The following is a 23,673-nucleotide window of genomic DNA, read 5'->3' as shown; positions in this document are numbered from 1 at the left end:
CGCGAGCCCCAGACCCCCCGAGAGATGAGGTCCCATGACTCCCCAGGTCTCCGTGATCATCCCGGTGTACAACTCCGTGGACTATGTGCGCGAGGCGATCCAGTCAGTGCGCGAGCAGACCATCGACCGTGATGCCGTGGAGATCCTGGCCGTCGACGACGGCTCGACCGACGGCAGCGACGCCGTTCTTGCTGAGCTGGCGGCCGAGGATCTCCGGATCACCGTGATCACCCAGGAGAACTCGGGCACCCCGGGCGGCGGACGCAATCCCGCGATCGGCCGGGCGCGGGGAGATTTCCTCTTCTTCCTCGACTCCGACGATCGGCTCACCCCCGATGCACTGCGCCGCATGGTCGAGGTCGCTCGCACCGAGGGCTCCGACGTCGTACTCGGCAAGATGACCAGCACCGACAGGCGCCAGGCCCCGAGCACCATGTTCCGTCGAACCATCCTGGATGCCGATCTGGTCGAGCACAAGGTCTTCAACACCCTCGGGCCTACGAAGCTGATCCGTCGCGAGGTCATCGAGAGCCACGATCTGCGCTTCCCGGAGGATCAGAAGGTCGGCGAGGACCAGCCGTTCATGGCAGCCGTCTATCTGAACGCGAGGAAGATCTCGATCCTCGCCGACATGGACTACTACGTCATCCGACACCGGACCGACGGCAGCAATCTGACGCTCGTGAAGCAGAGCTCCGAGTCCCAGTTTATGATCGCCGTGCGGCTGAGCGAGGTCATCGAGCAGTACACGGAGCCGGGCGAGAGCCGCGATGCGCTGCTAAAACGTCCGATGGGTTGGACCATGAAGCGTGCGCTCGACTCCCGCTGGCAGGGCGTGGAGCGTGCGGAGCAGGAGCGGCTTGGCGAGCTATTCCGCTCCCGGGTGGGTCACCTCTACACCGAGGGCGTGCGCCGCGTCATCGAGGACGACATCCGTTCCGAGATGGATCTGCTGATGGCGGGTGACCTCGACGGTCTGCAGGCCTACTCCTCCTACCTCGCCGGGAAGCCGACCCGCCGGCTCACCTATAGCGACGGTGCATTCCGGCGTCACCTGCCGGAGAGCGTCGCTCATCTGGTCCCGCCCGATGAGCTCGTCGTCGACGCGCCCAGGATGCTCTGCAGGCTTGAGGACGTGAGGATCGATGGTCGGCGGGTAATGATCGCCGCGACTGTCCGCATCCCCGATCTCGACGGCGCCCCGGACTCGATCATGCTGCGGGCCCGCAAACGCAACGACGAGGAGATCGCAGATTTCCGGATCGTCTCCGAGGACCTCACGCCGGGCGCGTCGACGTTCGCCGTCGGCGCCGAGCACGACGGCCTGGATCGTGGGGTGTGGGACGTCGTCGTCGCGGTCCGGTTCGGCGAGTTCGAGAAGACGATCCGCCTCGGCTCCGACCGGGCGCGCACGATCGAGCCCGAAGGCGAGACCAACCTCGCCGATGATCCCACCCCTCAGGACCGCGTGATCGCCTACTTCACGCAGGGGCACGGGAACCTGTCCATCGACCAGGGCGGCGTGATGCACCGCAAGCTGGCAGGAGCCCGAGCGGTCGGATTCACGCTCGACGAGAACGGCCGGGCGGTGATGCTCGTGGAGACCACCAGCGAGCCGACCCCTCAGGACGAGTACTTCGGCCACCTGGAGGGCGTGCACCAGCATGGCGGTCGGCAGCTCCTCCCGGCAGTTCGCCTCGGCGAGCGTCTGATCGGGCTGCGCCTGCCCTTGACCGCGCAGATGGTCGGCGCAACGGTTGCCGTCAGCGCCGTGCTCGGCGACGCGAAGACACCCCTGCGGGCCAGCGGCACCGAGTTCTGGCCCGCCCGTGCCGCCGGGTTCGGTCTGTCGCTCGACGAGGATGGCGCACTACGCGTCACCGCCCCGGGCGACAGCGGCCGCAACCGGATGCCCCTGCCGACGTTTGACCCGCGGACCCGCTCCGAGCGGCTGTGGGCGGTGCGGGAGCGGGCAGCGTCGAAGGTCGGCGCGGTCCCCGTCCTCGGTCCCGCGCTGGTCCGCGCCGCTCGTCGTCTTCGGGACCGGCGCTCATGAGCGCCCCGATCAAGACCTTCTGGTGGCGCTGGAAGTACCCTCACCGGCTGAACTTCGGTGACGAGCTCACCCCGCCGCTGGTCGAGCGCCTCACAGGTCGGCGGGTCACCTGGTCAGCACCGGAGTCGTGCGACCTGGTCGGCGCCGGCTCGGTGGTGCAGATGATCCTGCGCCGCCAGAAGCAGAACCAGCCCCGCATCTGGGGCAGCGGATTCATCCGGGCCGCGGCGGACGAGGAAGAGCCCGCCCGTCTCGACGCGCTCGCGGTGCGGGGCCGGTCGACCCTCGCCCGGGTGGAGAACCTCTCCCCCCGTGAGATCGCCCTGGGGGACCCCGGGATCCTGGCCCCGCTGCTGGTGGACGGTGCCGTGAAGAAGCGCTACAGCCTCGGGGTGATCCCGCACTACCACGACGTCTCCTCGCCGGTGATCGAGCAGATGCGAGCGCTGGGCTCCGGCGTCCGAGTGATCGATGTGGCGTGGACCCCGCAGGAGGTCGCCCGGGAGATCGCCGCCTGCGACGCCGTGATCTCCTCGAGCCTGCACGGGCTGATCTTCTCGGATGCCCTGGGCGTGCCGAACGCGCACATCCGCCTCGGCGACCGACTCAAGGGCGGGCTGTACAAGTTCCACGACTACTACTCGGCCTACCCGGTCGCGGATCGCTACCGCGAGTACACGGTGCCGACCGGGGGCCCGCAGTCCCTGCGCGCGGTCGTCGACGCCGTGATCGACGGCTACGCCGAGCCCGTCGGCCTGTACGACCTGCAGGAGGGTCTGACGCGGGCGCTGCGGGACATCTGAAGGTGTCGCTGTGCCGGCCGGACCGTGGTCAGGGGGCGTGCGTCACCGCGTCTGTGCCGTGAGGGTGCATCGCCGTACAGTGGGTCCTCGTGAACGGCGGGGGTCCCGGACGTGGACCTCCCCCGTCGCTATCATGAACGACAGCCCGAGGACCGTACGGCCGCGAAGCAATTGCCCTCGGCGAGATGGGAGCAGCGTCTTGACGAACGTCGAGCCAGAGCTCGAGGCGACACCGACGGTGCCGCCCCCGCTGGAGCGCACCTTCGCGCCGGCCGCGGTGGAGACCGCCGTCCGGGACAACGGGCTCGAGGCGATCGGCGTCCGCCCCCGTCTGGGCGCGTACTTCCGGGAGCTGTGGGAGCGCCGCTCGTTCATCCGCGTGATGGCCGTCTCCAAGGCGTACTCCGAGAACCAGGGCACCTATCTGGGCCAGGTCTGGACGCTGATCTCCCCGATCATCAACGCCTCGGTCTACGTGCTGATCTTCGGGTTCCTCCTGCAGATCGGCCGGCAGGGCATCGAGAACACGATCGCGTTCATCGTGGTCGGGGTGTTCATGTTCCGCTTCTTCGAGCGCTCGGTCATGGCCGGCGCCCATTCGCTGAACAAGAACCTGAACCTGGTGCGCTCGGTGCAGTTCCCCCGCGCGGTGCTCCCGATCGCCGGCGTGCTCGCAGAGCTCACCGTCCTCGGTCCGGCCCTGGTGGTCATGTGCGTGATCTCGTACCTCTCCGGGTTCCTGCCCATCGCAGGGAAGGTCACGATCGACTGGTACTGGCTGCTGCTGTTCCCGGCGGTCATCCTGATGTGGATCTTCTCGACGGGCTGCGCGTTCATGGTGGCCCGGTGGGTCGCCATGACGCCGGACCTCGACAACCTGCTGCCGCACTTCATGCGGATCCTGATGTACGCCTCCGGCGTGATCTTCTCGATGGAGAGGGTCGTGGGCGTCTTCAGCTGGGGGTGGATCCTGGAGTACCAACCCGTGGCCGTGTACCTCTACCTGGTGCGATCCTCGTTGCTGAATGAGCCGGCCTACACGCCCGACGCCACGATGTGGCTGTTCGGGGTGATCTGGGCCGTGCTGTTCAGCGTCATCGGATTCCTGGTGTTCTGGAGCGGAGAGGAGCGATACGGACGTGACTGATACCCATGACGAGATCGACTTCGAGATCGATCCGGAGGACCTCGACGCGACTCCGCCCGAGGAGATCCCCTCGGACCAGCTCTCCCTGCTGGTCAACGACCTGCACGTGTCCTATCGCGTCTTCGGCGCGAAGAAGGTCGGGCACGGACCGGGGCGGAAGTCCGGCCTGCTGGGACGCCTGGCGCGCCGGGGGGCCGCGGATCCGCCCGTTCGCGAGGTCAAGGCGATCAAGGGGGTCTCCTTCGCCGCCCGCCACGGTGAGGCCATCGGCATCATCGGGGTGAACGGCTCGGGCAAGTCGACCCTGCTGCGGGCCATCGCCGGGCTCGTGCCGCCGGCGGCGGGAACGGTGCACGTGGCCAGCAACCCGTCGCTGCTCGGCGTGAACGCGGTGCTCATGAAGGACCTCACCGGGGAGCGCAACATCATGATCGGCGCGCTCGCCAACGGACTGACCCTCGAGGAGACCCGGGAGAAGTATCAGGAGATCGTCGACTTCGCGGAGATCGGCGACTTCGTGAACCTGCCGATGAAGTCCTATTCCTCCGGCATGGGTGCGCGGCTGCGCTTCGCCATCTCCGCCTCGGCGGTCCCGGACATCCTCATGATCGACGAGGCGCTGGCCACCGGCGATGCCCACTTCCGCGCCAAGAGCAAGGCCCGGATGGACGAGATCCGGCAGTCCGCCGGCACCGTGTTCCTGGTCAGCCACTCGCTCGCGACGGTCCAGAGCATGTGCACGCGCGTGCTGTGGGTCCATGAGGGCCGGCTCGTGATGGACGGCGGCTCGCGGGAGGTGTGCCAGGCGTACAAGGAGTACGTCCACGCACGGAACGCGCAGCGGAAGAAGAGCGCCGCGGCGGCCAAGAAGGTGGGCTGAGGCTCCGCGGCCGATGTGACCTCCGGACAGCAGCCCGGACGGCAGCAGGGCCCGTGCACCACCGGTGCACGGGCCCTGCTGTCATCAGGAACGCGTCGGAGTCATTGACGCACGACGATGTTCTCCGAATCGATGAAGCGACCCACCGGGGAGGACATCGTGTTGATGACCTGGGCGACGTGCTCGGGCTGCATGATCGTGCTCGGATCCTCGTCCGGGGCGAGGGTCTTGCGCAGATCCGTCGCCGTGCGTCCGGGGGAGAGGCACACGACGCGCGTGCCGTAGATCGACAGCTCCTCGCGCATCACCTGGCTCATGTTGATCACGGCGGCCTTCGAGGCCGAGTACGTGAGCCAGCCGGAGCGGCCGTTGATGCCCGCGGTCGAGGCGATGTTGACGATGAGGCCGAAGGTGTTGCCCCGGTTCAGCAGTGTCTGGACGATCGTGAACGGACCGTAGAGGTTCACGTTGATCGTCTTCTCGAAGTCGTCCATGTCGACCTGCTGCAGCGGCACCGGATTGGTGTATCCGGCGTTGTTGACCAGCACGTCTATGTTGCCGACCGTGTCGTGGGCCTGCTCGATCGCCGCCTTCAGGGCCGGGCGGTCGCCCACGTCGACCTTGATCGGCACGATCCGGCGCCCGATGGGCAGCTCCTTCTCGAGCTCGGCGACGTTGTGGTCGAAGTCCTCGGAGTCACGCGCGCACATCACCACGGTGGTGATGTCGTCGTTGTTGAGGATGAAGCGACGGGTGGTCTCGAGGCCGATGCCTCGCGATGCTCCGGTGACGAGCGCGGTCTTACTCATCGTCGTCCTCCTCGGGTCGCAGGAGGAATCCTGCCATCTTCAGATCGGTGCTGGTGGTGACCTTGAAGTTGCGGTCCGATCCATCCACGAAGTGGACGGGGAACCCGCTGTCGGCGACCAGCGTGGCGTCCTCGGTGTATTCGGTCCTCTGCTCCAGGGCCCGCGAGTGCGCGTCCTGCAGATCGGACTTCGAGAACTTCTGCGGCAGCTGCACGTTGCGCAGCCGGTCGCGCTCGAGGGAGCCGGTGACCGCGGAGGTCTCCGGGTCCACGGGAGCGACCGTGAAGGAGATCTCGGACATCAGCGAGACGTTGCGGTGCTGCGAGTCGATCAGCCGCTGGAAGTCGGAGGTCCGCACCAGGGGGCGAGCCGACTCGTGGATGATCACGTCGTCGTTGGTGCAGTGCGGAAGCATCGCGGCGACCGAGGAGTGCCGGGAATCTCCGGCCTCCACCAGCGTGACCGGGGTCGAGATCGCGTAGGCCTCGAGGACCTCCTCGACCTGATCGCGCCAATCGGGCGGGTAGTTCACCACGATCTGCGAGATCTGCTCGACCCGATCTGCGGTGACGAGCGCGTACACCAGGATCGGTATCCCTCGGAGCTTGAGGAGCTGTTTCGGCTGACTCGCACCGGTGCGAGCGCCTATCCCACCGTTGAGGAGGATGAGTGAGTACATATGGGTTCCTTCGTGCGGGCTGGCGGGTCTGCCCACAGGCGACGAGTCGCCTGGTCACAGGCCCGCATCCGTCGAGTTCACGGGGCTGTCACCGGGACGGCCCGTGGCGTTCACTGTACAAGCCCGCGGTGGGTTTTCCGGTCGGCACGCGGGAGCGCGAGTCATCCCTCACCGCCGGCGGCCGGCTCAGCTCGGATCGGGGGAGGTGATCCCCTCGTTCTCCTGGATCCGGCTCCACAGCTCGTCCCGGCGGGCGGCCAGGTGGCGGCAGGCGTCCAGGAACCGCTGCAGGGAGGCCCCGGGGGTGGTGTCCCCGAGGTAGTACTCGGTCAGCTCGATCCGCTTCTCCAGCAGCGGGTCGTGCTCGATCAGCGCCCGCGCTGTCGCTCCGGCGTCGTCCGCGTCCGCTGCGGCCAGGCGCGGCACCACGCCGAGCAGCTCGGTGCCGGCGTCGTGCGCCTGCGGATCGGTGGAGCGGGTGATGATCAGCGGCCGGCCCGTGGGCAGCCAGTCGTTCGCCACGGCGGAGACGTCGCACAGCAGCAGATCCGCGTCGGCGAAGTCCTGCTGCAGGGGGCGGTCCGTGCTCACCAGGGAGCCGGCGGCCTCCACCTGTGCGCGCAGGGCGGCGTCGGCCTCCCCGTACTCGGGCACCCGCACCCCGGTGAGCGGGTGGGGGCGGTAGATGACGGCGAGGCCGGCCCGGACCAGCGAGGCCACCGTCGGCTCCGCGTGGGTGAGCAGGGAGCAGTACCCGACGGAGGCCTGGCCGCCCTCCCAGGTCGGCGCATAGAGCACCACCGGGCGATCGGGGGAGCCGGGGCTGCGGGGCACCGAGTCGGTGTCCAGCGAAGGGCGACCGATCGGGATGCAGCGGGCGGACGCGTCGAACAGGGAGGTGTACCGCTCCAACCGGTCGATCGCGGCCTGCCCGGCGACGAAGGAGTAGTCGTAGGCCTTGACCTGGTTGGAGACCGAGACCGCCTTGTCGGAGTCCCCGTGCAGCAGCGAGATGTGGATCGCCGAGCGGGAGCGCAGGGCCGCCGTGTTCAGCGGGTTGAAGTTCACGTACAGCACCAGCTTCGTGCCGCTGCGCAGGATGATCGCATCCAGCGTGGCGTCCAGGGCGATGGTCACCGTCGGCAGCGCGCTCTCCTCGCGGATCGTCGCGGCGGTGCGGGAGTCCATGCACACGACGGTCACGCCCTGGGCGGCGTGCAGCTCGCGCAGCGGCCCGTACCAGCTGCGCAGCTGGTAGAGGCTGTCGACCGTGTCGGGGAAGTACACGACCACCTCGCCGTCCAGACTCGCTCCGCGCAGGGCCTCGTCGTCCCCGAGGCCGTCCGGCATCCCGCCGGGCAGCAGGCGGTAGCGGCGCAGCAGCTTGCCGCCGAGGCTGCGCACCCTGCGGCGGAGGGCGTTCCCGCGTGCCGGCATGTTCACGGCCTCCTGGTCGGGGTGGTCGGGTCGGTGGGATCGGTCGGGGGGATCGGGCGAGGGGGGTCGATCGGGTCGTCCGGGGTTCTCGCCCCCGTGGCGCGGTCCGTGCCGATCAGGGCGGCCCAGGAGTCGGCGGTGGTGTGCCGCGGGAGGGTCCGATGGTATCGGCGGCGCAGCCGCCCCCAGTTCACGGCGAGGTCGAGGTGGGAGCTCGCAGTGCGCACGAGGGCGCGCCGGGCGTCGGAGCCGCGCACCGTGAACGCGGTCAGCGGCCGACCGTCCTCGGTGATGATCACGGTGTCGGCCCCCATCGTGGTGCGCCAGTGCACGGCGTCGGCATCGACGGCCAGCACCACCCGCGGCGGCTGATCGGGCCGCAGCATCCGCACCAGAGCGCGCCCCACCGCCGGCAGCAGGGGCAGTGGCGTGGTGCGGGTCGGGGTCGCGGTCTCGTCGACGTCGTGCTCGGTGTGCCAGGTCTCCGCGACCTGCGCCCCCTCGGCCCGGGCGCGGCGCAGGTCGCTGCCCAGCCAGGCGTCGGGGCCCGCCCGGAAGGCGGTGATGCCCTCCTGCCAGAGCTCGGCGGTCAGCAGGTGGCCGGCCAGGATGTGCTTGGTCTGGTGCAGCAGCGAGGAGCCGATCACGCCGCGTCCGGCCCCGTAGGCGGCGGCGATCGCGAGGCGGTTGCGGTGCAGCACGCGCGCGGTCCACGTCATCTGGGTGCGGTAGGCGTTCCACGGCGGATGGTGCACGGAGGTCCCGGGCAGGACCGCATGCGCGTAGCCGTGCGCGGTGGCGCGCAGACCGTACTCGGCGTCATCCCACTTCAGGAACAGCGGCGCGGGCAGGCCCAGGTCGGCGACGGTGCCGGGCGGGAAGAGGGTGCCCCACCAGCCGGTGTAGTTCACCGCGGACGCGGGGGAGAGGAAGGTCCACTGCTCCGGGGTGGTCCCGGCCAGGTCGACGCCGTCACCCAGGCTGTCGGCGGGCTTCCACTGGAAGATGCCGGTGCGCACGGACTCGGCGTGGGCGACCAGGTAGCTGGGGGTGACGGAGGAGAACAGGGGCGTGCCGAGGATCGTGGGTCGCTCCGCCAGCGCCTGATAGGTGAGCATCCGTCGCAGCGATTCCTCGCTGAGGACGGCGTCGTCGTCGGAGAAGAGCACGGCGGCGCCGGGGTCGTCGGCGGCCTCGAGCATGCCGCGGGCGTATCCGCCCGAGCCCCCCAGGTTCTCCTGGGACACCAGGCGGATCGCGTCGGAGGCGGCGCACAGCCGGGTGAACGCGGCGTCCTCGGCCAGGGTCCCGCCCTGGTCGATCACCACCACGGTGGTCACGACGTCCATCCGGGCGAAGCGGTCGGCCTGCCGCCTCGCATCCGCCTCGCGGCGGTAGGTGGGGACCACCACCGTCACCGGCGGCAGGGTGGCCTCGGCTGCGATGCTCCAGGTCACCGCCGTCGCGTCCCCCTCGATCCAGAGCCAGTCGGCCTCGAGGTCGTCGGCGGTCAGCTCACGGCGGCCCTCCGGGATCGGTCCCAGTCGCAGGGCGCGGCCGTTCCGGGCGCCCCGCAGGGAGGCGGCGCCGCCCTCGACGCGCACCGTCACCGGTCTCCCGGCCAGGACCGGCCGCCACCAGGCGGCGGGGAAGGCCCGGTCCCACAGGGAGGTCGACGGGTCCTGCGAGGTCGAGGAGACCGTGGGGGAGGCCTGCAGGGTCAGCGGGGTCCCGTCGGCCGACGGGTCGGCGCCGCGGTCGCGGCCGGGCCGCTCCGGCCGACGCGAACCGCTCCGCGCGTCCTGCATCGATACTCCTCACCGTCGTCGGACAGGTTCCGCACCCGTCCGCCGTGCACGGCGGACGGGGAGGCGGTCGAGCAGGGCCGATCGCCGCGGTGGCGACAGCATCACCTCATCGGTGCCGGGACTATACCAACGTGGGCCACGGGGGGACGGGACCCTGCCGCGCGCCCCCCAGGGGGATTTCCGCCGGTGAGGCCCCGTCCGCAGGATCTCGGGATGGGGCCGGGCGGCCTGCTCGTCGACATGCGGGACGTGATGCCTGTCGCATCCGGGGCCGCCCGCCCTTCTGCGGCGTGCATCGATGGGGTGCGGCCGGGCCGGAAGCGCGAGAGACAATTGCGCACCGCACGGCTTGCGGAATAAGGTCAGGTTTGCCTCACCATCGTCGATCCGGTGGTGCAACCCCGGGAGGATCTGCCGTGACGCTCGACATGACGCGCACCCGTGACCCCCTCCCCGCACGCCCGGGCGGCCAGGATGCTCCGCCCCGGCCTCTCCTGGAGGCCCGCCATCTCCACCTGGCCTACGACCGGCGCGAGGTCGTCCACGACCTCAGCCTGGCCCTGCCCGAGGGCCGCATCACGATCATCGTCGGCGCGAACGGCAGCGGGAAGTCCACCGTGCTGCGCGGACTGTCGCGCCTGATGACGCCGCGCCGCGGCAGCGTCCTGCTGGACGGCACCGACATCCACTCCCTGGGCGGCAAGAGCCTGGCCCGACGGCTGGGCCTGCTGCCGCAGGCTCCGCAGGCGCCCGACGGCGTCACCGTGCGCGAGCTCGTCTCCCGCGGGCGCTTCCCCCATCAGGGGCTGGTCCCGCGATGGAGCGAGGACGACGAGCGGGCCGTCCAGGAGGCCCTGACCGCCACCCGCAGCGAGGAGCTGGCCGACCGTCCCGTCGCCGAGCTCTCCGGCGGTCAGCGCCAGCGGGTCTGGATCGCGATGGCGCTGGCCCAGGAGACCGAGGTGCTGCTGCTGGACGAGCCCACCACCTACCTCGACGTCACCCACCAGCTCGAGGTGCTCGATGTGGTGCGGGAGCTCAACCGTCGCCGCGGCACCACCGTCGGCATCGTCCTGCACGACCTCGGCCTCGCCGCGCGCTATGCGGATCACCTGGTCGCGGTGCTCTCCGGCGAGATCCACTCCGAGGGCGCCCCCGCCGACGTGATCACCGCGCAGATGGTCCGCGAGGTCTTCGACCTCGACGCCCTGGTGGTGCCCGACCCCGTCACCGCGAGCCCGATGGTGCTCCCGCTGGGCCGCGACAGCCTCGACGCCTCCGACGCCTCCGACGCCCCCGAGCCCCGCACCGCCGACGCCCCCGAGCCCCGCACCGCCGACGACGACAGCGCGGCAGATGGCCGCTCCGCCCCCGCCGATTCCCAGGAGGACGCCTTGACGACGACCACCCAGGCCGCCGCGGCCGCCGCCCACAGCGCCGCGACCGCGACCGCTGCCCGCGCACAGGCGGCGGCGACCGACACCACCGCCGTGCCCGCCCTGGCCCCGGCCCTCGAGGCGAGCTCCCAGCTCGCCTTCGAGCTGAGCGTCGGAGCCATCACGCCGATCGGGAAGAACCTCCTGCGGTTCACCCTCACCTCCCCGGACCTGGTGCACTTCGGCGCCGGCGGGCATCCGCTGGACATGCGGATCAAGCTGATCATCCGGGGCCCGGAGGCGTCGGCCGACCACTTCGCCACCGTGCGCCCGGGCGCACTGCTCGACCCCGCCACCCACGCCGAGTGGTACCGCACGTGGCTGCAGATCGACCCCGTCGACCGCGGGTGGATGCGCACCTACACGGTGCGGGCGCAGCGCGGAGCCGGCCATCCCGGCAACCTGACCGCGCATCCCGAGATCGACATCGACGTGGTCCTCCACCTCGATGCGGAGGAGATCCCCGGCAGCGGCGTCGCCGCGCGCTGGGCCCGCGACGCCCGCGTGGGCGACACCATCTCGATGCTCGGCCCGAACCGGCACGTCGTCGGCCCCGACTACGGAGGCATCGAGTTCCGTCCCGGCGCGGCCCGCACCGTGCTGCTGGTCGGCGACGAGACCGCGGCTCCCGCGATCTGCTCGATCCTGGAGGCTCTGCCCGAGGCGATCGCCGGCCACGCCGTGATCGAGGTGCCCGACGCCTCCGACCAGCAGCAGGTCCTCACCCGCTCGGGGGTCCAGGTCACCTGGCTCGTCCGCGGCGAGCGGCCCCACGGGGAGCTGATGGCCGCGGAGGTCCAGCGGCTGATGTGCGAGGACGCCCAGGCCTTCCGGATCGAGGCCGGTCTCGACGCCGACGGCCTCGGCGGCAGCGCCGGGCGCGCCGAGCTCGAGGACATCGACATCGACTCCAGCATCCTGTGGGAGACCACCACCGGCCACGGCACCTTCTACGCCTGGCTCGCGGGAGAGGCGGGCACCATCAAGATGCTGCGCCGCCATCTCGTCTCCGAGCTCGGCATCGACCGCCGCCAGGTCTCCTTCATGGGGTACTGGCGCCAGGGCCGACCGGAGGGCTGAGTGCGCATTCGGCCGGCGCCGACCGCGATCCGGGCCACGCCGACCCCGACCCGGCCCGCGCACACCGCGCTCCTTAGTAGTCTTGCCGGGTGACTTCCGCGACCGATACCGCCCAGGACGGCCTCGACCTGCCGGGCATGCCCGAGGCCGATGAGACCGCGCAGAGCATCGCGCGCGATCCCGACCATCCGCATCCGGGGCAGTGGCGCCTGACCGCGGTGCAGGTCTCGAACTGGGGAACCTTCCACGGCACCCACGATCTGCCGATCTCGACCAAGGGCTACTTCCTCACCGGCGGGCCCGGCACCGGCAAGTCGACCCTGCTGGACGCCATCAGCGCTCTGCTGACCCCGCCGCGCTCGCTGCAGTTCAACGCTGCGGCCTCCGACGCGGGCCCGGCCCGTTCGAAGTACCGCCGCACCGTGGCCAGCTACGTGCGGGGTGCCTGGGCGATGCACTACGACCAGGCCACCGGCGAGTTCAGCCAGGAGGTGCTGCGGGAGAAGACCACCCTGTCGGTGCTCACCCTGCGCTACGGCGACGGGATGGGCGGCACCGTCCAGCTCTCGAGGCTGCTCCTGCTGCACGCGGGCCACAGCTCCGACTCCGACGTCAAGAGCCTGTACGTCATCTCCCGCACGCCGCTGGACGTCACCGACCTGCGCCAGTTCGTCTCCTCCCAGATCGAGGGCAAGGCGCTCGAGGCCGCCCACCCCGGCACCGACACCTTCCGGCAGTTCCGCGAGTACCGGGCCGCCTTCTGCCAGCTGCTGGGCATCCCGGACGAGAAGGCGCTGGGTCTGCTGCACAAGATCCAGTCCGCCAAGGAGCTCGGCGACGTCAACGCCCTGCTGCGCGACTACATGCTCGATGCGCCGCGCACCTTCGAGCTCGCCGATCAGGCGCTGGCGAACTTCCAGAACCTCTCGGAGGTGTACGAGGCGCTGGTCACCGCCCGCGAGCAGCGCGATCTGCTGCGCGGCCTGCGCGGCAACCATGAGGACTGGACCGCGATGCGCGAGCGCGGCGGGGAGCTGGTGGACCGTCGGGCCGACATCGACGTGTACGCCGCCCAGCACCTGGTGCGCCTGCTGGGGGAGGAGACCGAGCGTCTCCAGCTGGAGCGCGACAGCCTCGGCGCCCAGCAGCGCCGTCTGACCCAGGACGTCGCCGAGGCCCGCTCGGACCTCACCCAGCTCAAGGAGCAGCGCAAGCGCGCCGGCGGCGGTGAGATCGACGACTGGAAGCAGCAGATCGCCGGCCTCGAGGTCGAGCGCGACCGCCGCCGCGAGCGCGGCACCGAGTTCGCGGCGCAGCTGGCCACGGTCGATCTGCGCACTCCCGCCGGGGAGGACCTCTTCCTCGCCCTGCAGCGCGAGGTCGAGACCCTGCGCGAGTCCCTCGAGACCGAGGAGAAGGGGGCGGACTCCGCCCGCTGGGAGGCGGAGGCGCGGGTCCGCGAGCTGTCCGCCACCGTCGAGAGCACCCGGGAGGAGCTGGCCTCGCTCACCTCCCGCGCCTCGAACCTGCACTCCGAGGACGTCGCCCTGCGCGACCACATCGCCTCCGAGGTGGGCATCGCCCCCACCGAGCTGCCCTTCGCCGCCGAGCTGCTCCAGGTGCGCACCGGCGAGGAGGAATGGACCGCCGCCGCCGAGCAGGCGCTGCGCGGCCTGGCCCGCTCGATCCTGGTGCCCGACCGCGTCTACCGCGAGGTCGCCGCGGTCATCGACCGCACCAAGCTGCGTCGACGCATCTCCTACAACCGGGTCAACACCGACCTGCGCCGCCCCGCGAAGGCGATCGACGAGCGGACCCTGGCCGCCAAGCTGGACGTCAAGGACGGCGAGTTCCACGTCTGGCTCAGCCACGAGATCGCCTCCCGCATGGACTACACCTGTGCGGAGTCCCTCGAGGAGTTCACGCGACTGAACCGGGCCGTGCTGCGCTCCGGTCAGATCAAGCACTCCGCCAGCCGCCACGAGAAGAACGCCGACCGCCGCATCAACGACCGCTCGCAGTGGGTCCTGGGCTTCGACAACCGGGCCAAGCGCGCCGTGTTCGAGGCCGAGCGCACCCGCGCCGAGCAGGAGCTGTTCGAGGCGCAGGCGCGCCGCAAGGACGTCGAGACCGAGCGCGAGCAGCGCCGGGAACGGCTCTACGCCCTGCAGTCGATCAGCGCCGTCGAGTGGGACGACATCGACGCCGCCTCGGTCGCGCGACGGATCGCGAACCTGGGCGACATGGTGCGCGCCGCCGAGGACGGCTCCGCCGCCCTCAGCGAGCTGGCCCGGCAGATCGACGAGGTCGAGCGCTCCATCGCCGACTCCGACGAGGAGCTGCTGGAGGTGGTGCGCACGGCCGGCAAGCTCGGCGAGCAGACCGAGCGGGCCGAGGAGCGCCTGGCCGCGGCCCGCGAGCGGGTCGCCGAGTCCAGCCTGGACCCGGAGGTCGAGGCCGAGCTCGCCGAGCGCTTCCGAGCGATCGCCCCGTCCCTGGTGATCGGCAACATCGACCAGGTCACCAAGGACGCCTCGGCCACGCTGGACGCCGAGCTGATGGCGCTGACCCGCCGCACCTCCCGCGCGGAGGAGGACATGCGCACCGCCATGCGGGAGTTCTCCCGCCGCTGGCCCGCGCAGGCCGGGGACACCGCCCCGACCCTCGAAGGGGTCGAGGACTTCCTGGCGATCCTGCAGCGGATCGAGGAGGAGAAGCTTCCGGAGGTCGAGGACCGCTTCTTCGAGTTCTTCACCGGCAACACCCTCGGCGACGTGCAGGCCCTGGCCACCGCCATCGCCCGCGAACCGGCGGAGATCCGCAAGCGCCTCCAGCGCATCAACGCCCTGCTCGCCCAGGTCGAGTTCCACTCCGGCCGCTACCTGCAGCTGTCCATGCGGCCGGTGCACCTGGCGGCGCTGGACGAGTTCAAGCGGGCGCTCGAGGACGCCGTCGCGGACACCGCGCTGAACGACATCAGCCGGGACCGGGATCTGGCGGAGGAGCGCTTCCTGTCCCTGCGTCACCTGATGGACATGATCAGCGCGGCCCGCACCCGCGAGGACCAGGTCTCCCGAGTGATCCTCGACGTTCGCCGCCACGTGCACTTCCACGCCGAGGAGATCGACGCCGAGGGCACGGTGGTCCACGCCCATGAGTCCGGCGGCCCGCTCTCCGGCGGCCAGAACGAGCGCCTGGCCACGTTCTGCCTGGCGGCGGCCCTGCGCTACCAGCTGGCGGGCACCGGTGCCGAGGTGCCCCGCTACGCCCCGATCATCATCGACGAGGCCTTCTCCAAGGGCGCCGGCAAGTTCATCACCGCTGCCATGGAGTCCTTCCGTCACTTCGGGTTCCAGGTGATCCTGGCCAACCCCGGCAAGAACCCGCAGGCCCTGGCCCCGTTCATCGGGGGCGTCGGCGTGGTCTCCATCCGGCAGGACCGGTACTCCTCGGTCGCCCCGGTGGAATTCGTCCCGACGGAGGAGTGAGAGGGACCGGACCGGGCCGGACAGGAGCCGGTCCGGCCGTCGCGGGCCCGACCGCCCCTTCCCTCCGGGTGGGCCCCGGGTGTTCCTTTGGGCGAGCTCTGCGGTGTCCCTTTGGGTGGGTTCTGGGTGTCCCTTTGGGCGGGTTCTGGGTGTCCCTTTGGGCGAGCTCTGCGGTGTCGTTCCTTCTGCGCGTCATGGCACCGGGAACGCAGAGCTCGACCCGCGGAGGGGCCGGGAACGCAGAGCTCGACCCGCGGAGGGGCCGGGAACGCAGAGCTCGACCCGCGGAGGGGCCGGGAACGCAGAGCTCGACTCGCGGAGGGGTGGGGCCGGGCGCGTGGATGGGGAGTTCTCCCCATCGGCAGGTCCGCGACGGGCCGATACCCTGATCCGGATTCGCCCGGGTCGGGCGGAGCCGGCACGACGCCGTCGGGCCGGACAGTGCGAGACGCGTGAGGTGGACAGCGATGTCAGCTCTGCCCACCGGGCCGCCGCCGCAGATCGCCGGTCAGGACGAGACCCACGCCCGCATCCACGCCCTGCTCAGCGCTGCCACCGCCGCCCTGCTCGAGGAGCAGTCCGGTCTGCTCGGCTTCGAGGACCATCGGCCCCAGCGCGACCGGTCCTCCGGCGTGTCCTGGCGCGGCATGGAGACCTTCTGCCACGTCAGCGCGCTGCTGGCCAGCTCGGGGGCACCCGGCCGGGCCGACGCGGGCGCCGCCCGTCTGCTCGGGGCCGCCGACGCGGTCGCCACGGCGTTCGGGATGCGGCGCCGCTCCGAGAGCGATGCCCACGGGATCTGCGGCGCCACCTGGACCGACGCCACCGGTGACCTGCTCGACGTGATCGTGGGGGTGCGGGTCGCGGTCCGCGCGGTCAGCGCTCCCTTCCTGCCGGGATCGCTGCGCCCGGTGGGATCGACCAGCCCGCCCTCGCCGATCAGCCCGCTGACCCCGCCTCCGCGGCGGCTGCGCTGATCCGCTCCAGCGCGGCCAGCGGGATCGGCAGCCAGTCCGGCCGGTTGCGCGCCTCGTACAGCGCCTCGTAGACGGCCTTGTCGGCCTCGAAGGCGGCGAGCACCCGCGGATCGGGCGCCTGCCCGCTCTGCGCTCCGTAGCCGGCCAGGAAGGCCGAGCGGGAGGCGGCGGTCCACGCCGCGGCATCCCGGGCATGCTCATGGGCGACCGCGCCGGAGACGTAGTCCAGGCTGCGCAGCATGCCGGCGACGTCCCGCAGCGGGCAGTCCGGACGGGACCGCTGGGCGAGAGGACGCAGCGGCTCGCCCTCGAAGTCCAGCAGCACCCAGCCGCGGTCCGGGGCCCGCAGCACCTGCCCGAGGTGCAGATCCCCATGGATGCGCTGCAGGGGCGGCCACCGCACCTCGGCGGCGGCCGCGTACAGCGCCTCGATCGTCGGCCGGTGCGCGGAGAGCCGGGGAACCTCCGCCGCGACCTCCATCAGACGGCTCCGCATCTGCTTGACCATCTCGGCGACCGCGGCGCCCTCGGCCGGGACGGTCCCCAGGGCGGCGGCGAGATCGCGGTGGACCTCGGCGACGGCGGCGCCGAGCTCCTGGGCGGGCCCGGTGAAGTCCTCGCCGGCGAGGGCGAGACGCAGCGCGGTGCGCCAGGCGTCCTCGACATCGGGCAGGAACTCCTGGGCCAGCAGCGACTGGGTGCGCACCCCGCCGACCCGGATGGTCGCCGAGCCGACCAGCGGAGCGACCCGGGTGCTGCCCGCGGCGGTGAGCGCGCCCTGCAGCACGACGTCGGGGTTCTGCCCGTGCTGGAGCACGCGGAACAGCTTCAGGATCAGCGGCGAAGCGCCCTCGGTCTCGATGATCATCGAGGAGTTCGACTGCTCACCGGACAGCGGGCGGCTGCGCATCGCCCGGCCCAGCGGGAGCGGGCCGTCCGGGACGGTCCGGTGGGAGGCCAGGGCCAGCGACGGACCGAGCGCCCCGTCCCCGGAGACCAGGGTCGCGATCAGCGCCGCCCTCCCGTCGGCGTCGAGGGTGGCATCGTCCACGCGCAGGGGGCCGCCCGGGACCGCCAGCACGCCCACCTCCGAGCCCTCCTCGCGCCGTCCCACGGACTCGTCCGGGCGGCGCAGCACCAGCGGCACCTGGTAGAGCGTGCGGGCGGAGGCGTCCTCGGGGTCGGATCCCGGGACGGCCGCGGCGAGGACGACGAGGACGGTGAGATGGTCGTCGGCCACCCGCAGCGGCGCCCATCCCCGGATCGAGACGTCGGGGGTCCCGGTGCCCTTGCGGGCGTACCAGCGCTGAGCGGGCATCCATGCCGCCAGCTGGTCGGTGAGCGCGTCGAGCAGCTCCGGCAGGGGCGGCAGCGCGGTGACGTCGATCGCGGCAGCGTCGATCTCAGCAGTGTCGATCGCAGCGGTGTCGATCGTCGGGGCGTCGGAGGCGGAGGCGGAGGGGACCGGTGAGCTCGGCTCGTCCATGACCTCACTGTAGAGGGCCCCGGCTCGGGCGGCGGTGGAACCGACCGTCCGGCTCGGACGGAGCTCCCCTTGCTACCCTGACCGGGTGCCTGAGCAGACGACGCGTCCCCGTGCGCGCGCGGGCCTGAGAAGGGTCGCCGCGCGGTTCGCCGCGCTGATCGCCTCCGGGACGCTCGCCGTGACGCTGACCCTGCCCGCCGCGGCGCTGGGGGAGGACGGCCCCTTCCCCTTCCCGGCCGAGGCATCGAGCCTCGCGATGGTCCCCGGAGCCGTCACGAGGGTGCCGCTGGTCTCCCTGGTCGAGGACGACGTCGAGGACCAGCTCGAGCTCGACACCGCGCGGCTGGTCGTGCCGCAGGCGGTCGACGGGGGCGCCCCGGATCGGATGACGCTCGGCGAGGACGCCCGGAGCATCGCCGTGGACGGGGAGGGCACCTGGTCGCTGATCGGGGACGATCTGGTGTTCACCCCGCTCAGCGGTGTCGACGGCCCCACCACCCCGGTCGCCGTGACCGTCGGCAGCATCCACGGCAGCCGCTCCCTGCCGGAGGTGTTCACCCCCGAGGTGCTGGAGCTGGAGCAGATCACGGCGCGGGGCTCCGCCGGGGAGCCCACGGACATCGCCCTGGACGACCAGGTCCCCGAGGGCGGATCGGTCCGCCTCGAGCTCGCCGGCCTGCCCGCCGGCTCCACCCTGGTGGCCGACGGGAGCCGGGCTACGGTGCCGGAACAGGGCATCTGGCAGCTCTCGGCCGACGGCAGCACGCTCCGCCACGCCCCGGCGGCCCCGGGGCTCGGGCGCCAGCTGGATCCGGTGCGGGTCGTGGTCGAGGACGCCGAGGGCACCGTCGTCCGCGCCGGCGAGGTCGAGCTGACCGTCCCGATCATCTCCGACCTGGACTGGTCGGCGCCGTACGGGGAGGACATCCTGTTCGTGGTGGGGGAGGGGCAGCAGTACGTCGACCCCGAGACGCTCCACCTGGTGCCGGCGGCCGGGGACGGGGGCGTGAGCGTCTCCGAGGACGGCACCGAGGTCGAGGTCCCCGGGCAGGGGACGTGGGTGCTGGACCGCGACCGTGCCACCGTGCGCTTCTCCCCGGAGAGCGCCGAGGTGCGGGTGACCGCGCCGATGGGCATCGCCGGCGGGGACGGGAAGGGCCACACCTCCGGGACCGCGCTGCTCAGCACCGCCTATCCGATCCTCATGGATCGGGCGGTGGCCGCCACCCCCGGCAGCGAGGTCCACTTCGATCTGACCACCACCGGGATCCGAGACGTGCGCACCGATTCCCTGCGTTTCGACCCCGGGGCCCTGCCCGAGGGGGCCGAGCTCTCCGAGGACGGCACCGAGGCGGTCGTCGAGGGCGAGGGCACGTGGCGGATCGACGTCGAGTCGCGCACGGTGACCATGACCCCCCAGGACTCCTTCACCGGCACCTCCTCGCCGGTGGGCATCACGGCGCAGGGCGTCTACGCGGACAACCGGGTCGAAGCGACCTTCCAGGCCACCATCTCCCCGGTGATCGCGACCATGCGCGATGACGAGGAGCGCACCGCACCGCAGACCGCGACCACCGTGGACGTGCTCGGCAACGACACCGCGGGCAGCGGGTCCCAGCCCCTGGTCCCGGAATCGGTCGAGATCTCGTCGCTGCAGGCCACCAACCTCAGCGAGTTGGAGGACGGGCGCGGCAAGCGCCTGGTGATCCCGGCCGAGGGCACCTACACGGTCAGCGCCAACGGGGCCGTCACCTTCACCCCGGCCGAGGGGTTCGTCGGCCGGACCACTCCGATCACCTACCACGTCAGAGACAGCGAGGGGATCCCCACCACCGCCTCTCTGGTCGTCGAGGTGGACCGCACTCTCACCGGTGCCGGGGACACGGGTCATGAGGTCAGCGGGATCAACAGCCTGCTGGCCGGGCTGATGCCCTCGGCGCCCGCCACCGCGATGGTCTACGGCACCATCGCCCTGCTGCTGCTGTTCGGCGGCGGCGTCGCGCTGTGGATCGGCACCCGCATGGAGGCCGACCGCCGCGCTTGGCAGGACTAGCAGCCCTCGGGCATGGCGACCGGCTCCTCGAGGGCGGCGGCGGCATCGGATTCCTCCGCCAGTCCGTCGAACCCCTTGCCGAGCAGCAGGGACACCGTGGCGTCATCGCGGTCATCCATGCTCAGCGTCGCCTCCGGGAGCTGGGCCAGGACCGACTGGGCCGCCACGTAGCCCGAGGGCCCGTAGACGATGGTGGCCGGACCGCTGGACCGGTCGGTGTTGCCGGGATCCCCGACGGTGTATCCGCGCTCGCCGAGCTGGTCGGAGGTCTGCCCGGCCAGCCCGCTGCGGCCGGTGCCGTTCAGGACGGTGACGGTGACCTCGGCCGGGTCCAGCGGGAGCGTGCCGGGCTCGGGGCAGGTCAGCTCGCTGGGCTCCGAGCCGTCGCCCTTGGGGGCGATCACCCCGGGCTCGGCGACCGGCTCGCGGAACTCCCTCACGGCATAGGCGCCGATCCCGACCAGGACGATCGCGAGCACCGAGAAGAACGCCAGCTGCGTCGCGCGCAGGCGTCGTGTCCGGCGCACGCGCTGGTCACGGCGCCGGACGTCGTCGGCCGACCTCCCATAGGGATGGGCGTCGTGGTGGGAGGAGGGCATGTCAGTCCAGCGGGCGGTACCGGATGCCGAAGGCGTCGAGGCGGGGCAGGTGGCCGCGCAGCCGCTCCTCGAACTCGTCCCAGCTCTGCTCGGGCGATCCCCAGGCGCGCTCGGCGAGAGCGCACATCCGGGGGAAGGCCATGTACTCGACCTGCGCCGCGGTGGGCGTGTACTCCGACCACAGCTGGCCCTGGACGCCGATCAGCAGCGAGCGCTGCTCATCGGTGAGCTTGTGCGGGGAGAACGTGGCCGTGTAGACGTCCTTGACGGTGGTCAGACCACCGATGGCGAGCGGCTCCTGCGTGGGATCGGCCTGGTAGTGGTCGAAGTAGGTGTGCTCGTTGTTCGCGATGATGGTCTGGAATCCGCGCGAGGTGGCGGTCTTCAGGCCGTTGCCGTGGCGCCAGTTCATGATCACGGTGTCATCGGGGAGGTGGCTGTCGAGCACCTCGTCCCAGGCGATGATGCGCTTGCCCGCCTCGGCGAGGACGTCGGCCGCGAACTGGGTGAAGCGGCCCTGGATCTCGGAGACGCGGGTCAGGCCCCATTCGTTCATCCGGGTGCGTGCCTCGGGCGAGCGCTCCCATTCCACGCGGGGGCATTCGTCGCCGCCGATGTGGACGTAGGGGGCCGGGAAGATCCCCGCGACCTGGGTGAGCACGTCCCGCAGGAAGTCGAAGACCTCGTCGGAGACTCCGAGGACGTGGTCGGAGATGCCCCAGACCTCGCGCACGCCCACCTGCTGCTCGGGGAAGTTCCCGAGATTCGGGTACGCGGCGATGGCGGCCTGCATGTGGCCGGGCAGATCGATCTCGGGCACGATCATGATGCCCCGTCGGCGGGCGTACTCGACCAGGGAGCGCAGCTCGTCCTGGGTGTAGGAGCCGCCGTGCGCCGTGCCGTCGAACTCCCAGGACTGATCGTCCTCGCCCATGTGGCCGACCAGGGTCTGCTCGCGCCATGCCCCGATCTCGGTGAGCTTCGGATAGCCCTTGATCTCGACGCGCCAGCCCTGGTCGTCGGTCAGATGCAGGTGCAGGACGTTCAGCCGGTGCAGCGCCATCGCGTCGATCAGCGTCTCGACCTCGGCCACGGTGCGGAAATGGCGGGAGACGTCCAGGTGCATGCCGCGCCAGGCGTGCTTCGGATAGTCGCTGATGGTCACGCAGGGGATCGCCTCGCCCGCCCCGGTGACGATCTGGGCGAAGGTGTTGCGCCCATCGGCCAGCGCGGCCTCGCTGCCGGCGGTGAGGCTGGCCCCCTGCGGGGAGATCGACAGCGCGTACTCCGTGCGGGGGAGCTCCTCGGTGAGGCCGACGGACAGACCGTCCCAGGGTGCGCTGGTCTCCCAGACGCCCTCCGACCAGATGACGGACTGAGGGAGCGGGACGAGGGCGATGGGGTCGGGCATCAACTTCTCCTGGGACGGGGATGTCGTGGGTCTCACCCAGTTTGCCACGGCCCGGGCGTCCCGGTGGGCCGAGCGAGCAGGGCGGACCGTGCGGTCGCGGCGGGAGCGGGTCGGTCGGGGTCGGGAGCGGACGCTCCGTCGGGGTCCGGGCGCACAGGAGCCCGGTCGGCGGTGCCGACCGGGCTCCTTCACGGCGTCCTGCTCCTTCCCGGTGACGCTCTCGCGTCGAGCAGGTCGTCGTGGCTGGGGACGTCCCCTACAGGGTGATCAGCGGATCAGCGGTAGGTGACGAAGACGTGCGGGGCGCTCCAGATCGAGCGCTCGACGACCTGCTGGCGGGAGCCGGAGGCGTCGATGATCTTCCCGTTGCCCACATAGATGCCCATGTGCCCGTAGTCGTTCCCGGTGAACGCCACGAGGTCGCCGGGCTCTGCCTGGGACTGGGAGATGATCTTCCCGCCGAAGACGTAGCCCTTGGCGGTCTTGCGCGGCAGGTCGATGCCGGCCTGGTTGTACGCGTAGTGCACCAGACCGGAGCAGTCGAAGCCGGTGGAGGGGGATTCCCCGCCCCACTGGTACCGCACGCCGATCTGCGAGCGGGCCTGGTTGATGATGGCCTGCCCGCTGACCGAGGCCCCGGACCCGGAGCCGCCGGAGATCCGGACGTCGCTGTAGACGGCGTTCCAGGTCTTCGGCCCGACGACGGCGTCCACGCTGATGCCGGCGGCGGACTGCAGTGCACGGACCGCATGGACGGTCCTGCTGCCGAAGACGCCGTCGACCGAGAGCGAGGCTCCGCTGTCGTTGAGCTGGGACTGGAGGGTCCTGACAGCGGATCCTCGATCGCCCGCGCGCAGCGTGGGCTGCGAGGACGACGAGGAGCTGCCGGCCAGGGCGTTCCAGGTGTGCGGGCCGACCACGCCGTCCACGGCGATGCGGGCCGAGGACTGCAGGTCCTTCACGGCCCCCAGGGTCCTGGACCCGAACACGCCGTCGACCGCGAGCGAGGCGCCGTGGCCGTTCAGCTCGCGCTGGAGGTGCCGGACGGCATCGCCGCGGGCACCGAGGCGCAGCTTGACGCCGGAGTACGTGGATCGGGGTGCGGCCGGAGCCACCGACGGCGCCACGGCCGGAGCCGCGGAACGGACGGTGCCACTGGTCGCCGGGGACGGGCCCTGGGCCGTGGCCGATGCGGTGCCCGTGAGAGCGGCGGTGGCGGAGACGGCGCCGATGGCGGCGACTCCTCCCACGCCTCGACCGACCGGAGCCGCGAGGCCCCGATAGTCGATCACGGCACGGCCGGCTGCCCGGTGTGTGCCTCGAGGAGCTGTGCGGAACATGTGAAGCGATCACTTTCTCCGTCGCCTCGCGAGCTCGAACACGACGCGCGCGCACGGCCAGCGCCCGTCACCCAGGGAAGAGGAGGAAGCAACCGGGCCGGTGACGGGAAGGCGGCGACACGGTCAGCGCCCCCGATCATGGGACGCCGCTGGTCACTGTATGTGCAGGTCACGCGCAGCCCCT

At 71.4% G+C, this 23,673-nt stretch carries 16 protein-coding genes; 8 read left to right on the top strand and 8 right to left on the bottom strand.

What is annotated here, in order from left to right:
* The first annotated feature begins 34 nt into the window (after positions 1–34).
* The 4 genes from JOF44_RS08950 to JOF44_RS08935 all read left to right on the top strand — a co-directional run bounded on the left by JOF44_RS08950 (position 35) and on the right by JOF44_RS08935 (position 4,886).
* The gene (locus JOF44_RS08950) at positions 35–2,056 is read left to right on the top strand and encodes a glycosyltransferase family 2 protein (RefSeq protein ID WP_209889934.1); all 2,022 of its coding nucleotides are present in this window, start codon (positions 35–37) and stop codon (positions 2,054–2,056) included.
* The gene (locus JOF44_RS08945) at positions 2,053–2,859 is read left to right on the top strand and encodes a polysaccharide pyruvyl transferase family protein (protein WP_209889931.1); all 807 of its coding nucleotides are present in this window, start codon (positions 2,053–2,055) and stop codon (positions 2,857–2,859) included. Before JOF44_RS08950 ends, JOF44_RS08945 begins: the two co-directional genes overlap by 4 nt.
* A 199-nt stretch (positions 2,860–3,058) precedes the next feature.
* Entirely contained in the window at positions 3,059–4,006 is a 948-nt protein-coding gene (locus tag JOF44_RS08940; protein WP_245348900.1) for an ABC transporter permease, read from the top strand.
* Positions 3,999–4,886: an ABC transporter ATP-binding protein gene (locus JOF44_RS08935; RefSeq protein WP_209889928.1), complete on the top strand. Its 888-nt coding sequence runs from the start codon at positions 3,999–4,001 to the stop codon at positions 4,884–4,886. Before JOF44_RS08940 ends, JOF44_RS08935 begins: the two co-directional genes overlap by 8 nt.
* 101 nt (positions 4,887–4,987) lie before the next feature.
* Here JOF44_RS08935 and JOF44_RS08930 read toward each other — a convergent pair whose 3' ends face one another.
* From JOF44_RS08930 to JOF44_RS08915, 4 genes are all read right to left on the bottom strand, one after another.
* Positions 4,988–5,695 (bottom strand): SDR family NAD(P)-dependent oxidoreductase, encoded by a 708-nt coding sequence (locus tag JOF44_RS08930; protein ID WP_209889925.1) that lies wholly within the window; start codon positions 5,693–5,695, stop codon positions 4,988–4,990.
* On the bottom strand, positions 5,688–6,374 hold the full coding sequence (locus JOF44_RS08925) for an IspD/TarI family cytidylyltransferase (RefSeq protein ID WP_209889922.1): 687 nt from the start codon (positions 6,372–6,374) through the stop codon (positions 5,688–5,690). The genes JOF44_RS08930 and JOF44_RS08925 overlap by 8 nt, the downstream gene beginning before the upstream one ends.
* Before the next feature lie 186 nt (positions 6,375–6,560).
* On the bottom strand, positions 6,561–7,811 hold the full coding sequence (locus JOF44_RS08920; RefSeq protein WP_209895844.1) for a CDP-glycerol glycerophosphotransferase family protein: 1,251 nt from the start codon (positions 7,809–7,811) through the stop codon (positions 6,561–6,563).
* A gap of 2 nt (positions 7,812–7,813) precedes the next feature.
* Entirely contained in the window at positions 7,814–9,619 is a 1,806-nt protein-coding gene (locus JOF44_RS08915; RefSeq protein WP_209889919.1) for a glycosyltransferase, read from the bottom strand.
* A gap of 416 nt (positions 9,620–10,035) precedes the next feature.
* On the opposite strand from JOF44_RS08915, the gene JOF44_RS08910 reads away from it, so the two are divergent.
* The 3 genes from JOF44_RS08910 to JOF44_RS08900 all read left to right on the top strand — a co-directional run bounded on the left by JOF44_RS08910 (position 10,036) and on the right by JOF44_RS08900 (position 16,600).
* Entirely contained in the window at positions 10,036–12,135 is a 2,100-nt protein-coding gene (locus tag JOF44_RS08910) for an SIP domain-containing protein (RefSeq protein ID WP_342591728.1), read from the top strand.
* A gap of 89 nt (positions 12,136–12,224) precedes the next feature.
* Entirely contained in the window at positions 12,225–15,623 is a 3,399-nt protein-coding gene (locus tag JOF44_RS08905; protein WP_342591727.1) for an ATP-binding protein, read from the top strand.
* A gap of 467 nt (positions 15,624–16,090) precedes the next feature.
* Entirely contained in the window at positions 16,091–16,600 is a 510-nt protein-coding gene (locus JOF44_RS08900) for a hypothetical protein (protein ID WP_209889916.1), read from the top strand.
* Here the strand turns inward: JOF44_RS08900 and JOF44_RS08895 are convergent.
* Complete coding sequence (locus JOF44_RS08895) at positions 16,563–18,086, bottom strand: maltokinase N-terminal cap-like domain-containing protein (protein ID WP_209889913.1); 1,524 nt, start codon at positions 18,084–18,086, stop codon at positions 16,563–16,565. The genes JOF44_RS08900 and JOF44_RS08895 overlap by 38 nt on opposite strands.
* Before the next feature lie 85 nt (positions 18,087–18,171).
* Between JOF44_RS08895 and JOF44_RS08890 the strand changes: the two genes are divergently transcribed.
* On the top strand, positions 18,172–20,139 hold the full coding sequence (locus JOF44_RS08890) for an Ig-like domain-containing protein (RefSeq protein WP_209889910.1): 1,968 nt from the start codon (positions 18,172–18,174) through the stop codon (positions 20,137–20,139).
* Here JOF44_RS08890 and JOF44_RS08885 read toward each other — a convergent pair.
* From JOF44_RS08885 to JOF44_RS08875, 3 genes are all read right to left on the bottom strand, one after another.
* Entirely contained in the window at positions 20,136–20,738 is a 603-nt protein-coding gene (locus tag JOF44_RS08885) for a LytR C-terminal domain-containing protein (protein ID WP_209889908.1), read from the bottom strand. The genes JOF44_RS08890 and JOF44_RS08885 overlap by 4 nt on opposite strands.
* A 1-nt stretch (position 20,739) precedes the next feature.
* On the bottom strand, positions 20,740–22,149 hold the full coding sequence (locus tag JOF44_RS08880; RefSeq protein ID WP_209889904.1) for a beta-N-acetylhexosaminidase: 1,410 nt from the start codon (positions 22,147–22,149) through the stop codon (positions 20,740–20,742).
* A 275-nt stretch (positions 22,150–22,424) separates the two neighbouring features.
* Positions 22,425–23,399, bottom strand: a complete 975-nt coding sequence (locus JOF44_RS08875) for a C40 family peptidase (RefSeq protein WP_342591726.1) — start codon at positions 23,397–23,399, stop codon at positions 22,425–22,427.
* Between the last annotated feature and the right edge of the window lie 274 nt (positions 23,400–23,673).

The sequence above is a fragment of the Brachybacterium fresconis genome (assembly GCF_017876515.1).
GTDB classification, from domain to species: domain Bacteria; phylum Actinomycetota; class Actinomycetes; order Actinomycetales; family Dermabacteraceae; genus Brachybacterium; species Brachybacterium fresconis.
This window is presented reverse-complemented; position numbering and strand designations above follow the sequence as displayed.

What these genes read in the sequence shown, in the direction of transcription:
- JOF44_RS08920 (WP_209895844.1), bottom strand. Translation starts at nt 7,811, where the DNA reads ATGCCGGCACGCGGGAACGCCCTCCGCCGCAGGGTGCGCAGCCTCGGC.
- JOF44_RS08950 (WP_209889934.1), top strand. Translation starts at nt 35, where the DNA reads ATGACTCCCCAGGTCTCCGTGATCATCCCGGTGTACAACTCCGTGGAC.
- JOF44_RS08930 (WP_209889925.1), bottom strand. Translation starts at nt 5,695, where the DNA reads ATGAGTAAGACCGCGCTCGTCACCGGAGCATCGCGAGGCATCGGCCTC.
- JOF44_RS08915 (WP_209889919.1), bottom strand. Translation starts at nt 9,619, where the DNA reads ATGCAGGACGCGCGGAGCGGTTCGCGTCGGCCGGAGCGGCCCGGCCGC.
- JOF44_RS08925 (WP_209889922.1), bottom strand. Translation starts at nt 6,374, where the DNA reads ATGTACTCACTCATCCTCCTCAACGGTGGGATAGGCGCTCGCACCGGT.
- JOF44_RS08945 (WP_209889931.1), top strand. Translation starts at nt 2,053, where the DNA reads ATGAGCGCCCCGATCAAGACCTTCTGGTGGCGCTGGAAGTACCCTCAC.
- JOF44_RS08895 (WP_209889913.1), bottom strand. Translation starts at nt 18,086, where the DNA reads ATGGACGAGCCGAGCTCACCGGTCCCCTCCGCCTCCGCCTCCGACGCC.
- JOF44_RS08900 (WP_209889916.1), top strand. Translation starts at nt 16,091, where the DNA reads ATGTCAGCTCTGCCCACCGGGCCGCCGCCGCAGATCGCCGGTCAGGAC.
- JOF44_RS08885 (WP_209889908.1), bottom strand. Translation starts at nt 20,738, where the DNA reads ATGCCCTCCTCCCACCACGACGCCCATCCCTATGGGAGGTCGGCCGAC.
- JOF44_RS08880 (WP_209889904.1), bottom strand. Translation starts at nt 22,149, where the DNA reads ATGCCCGACCCCATCGCCCTCGTCCCGCTCCCTCAGTCCGTCATCTGG.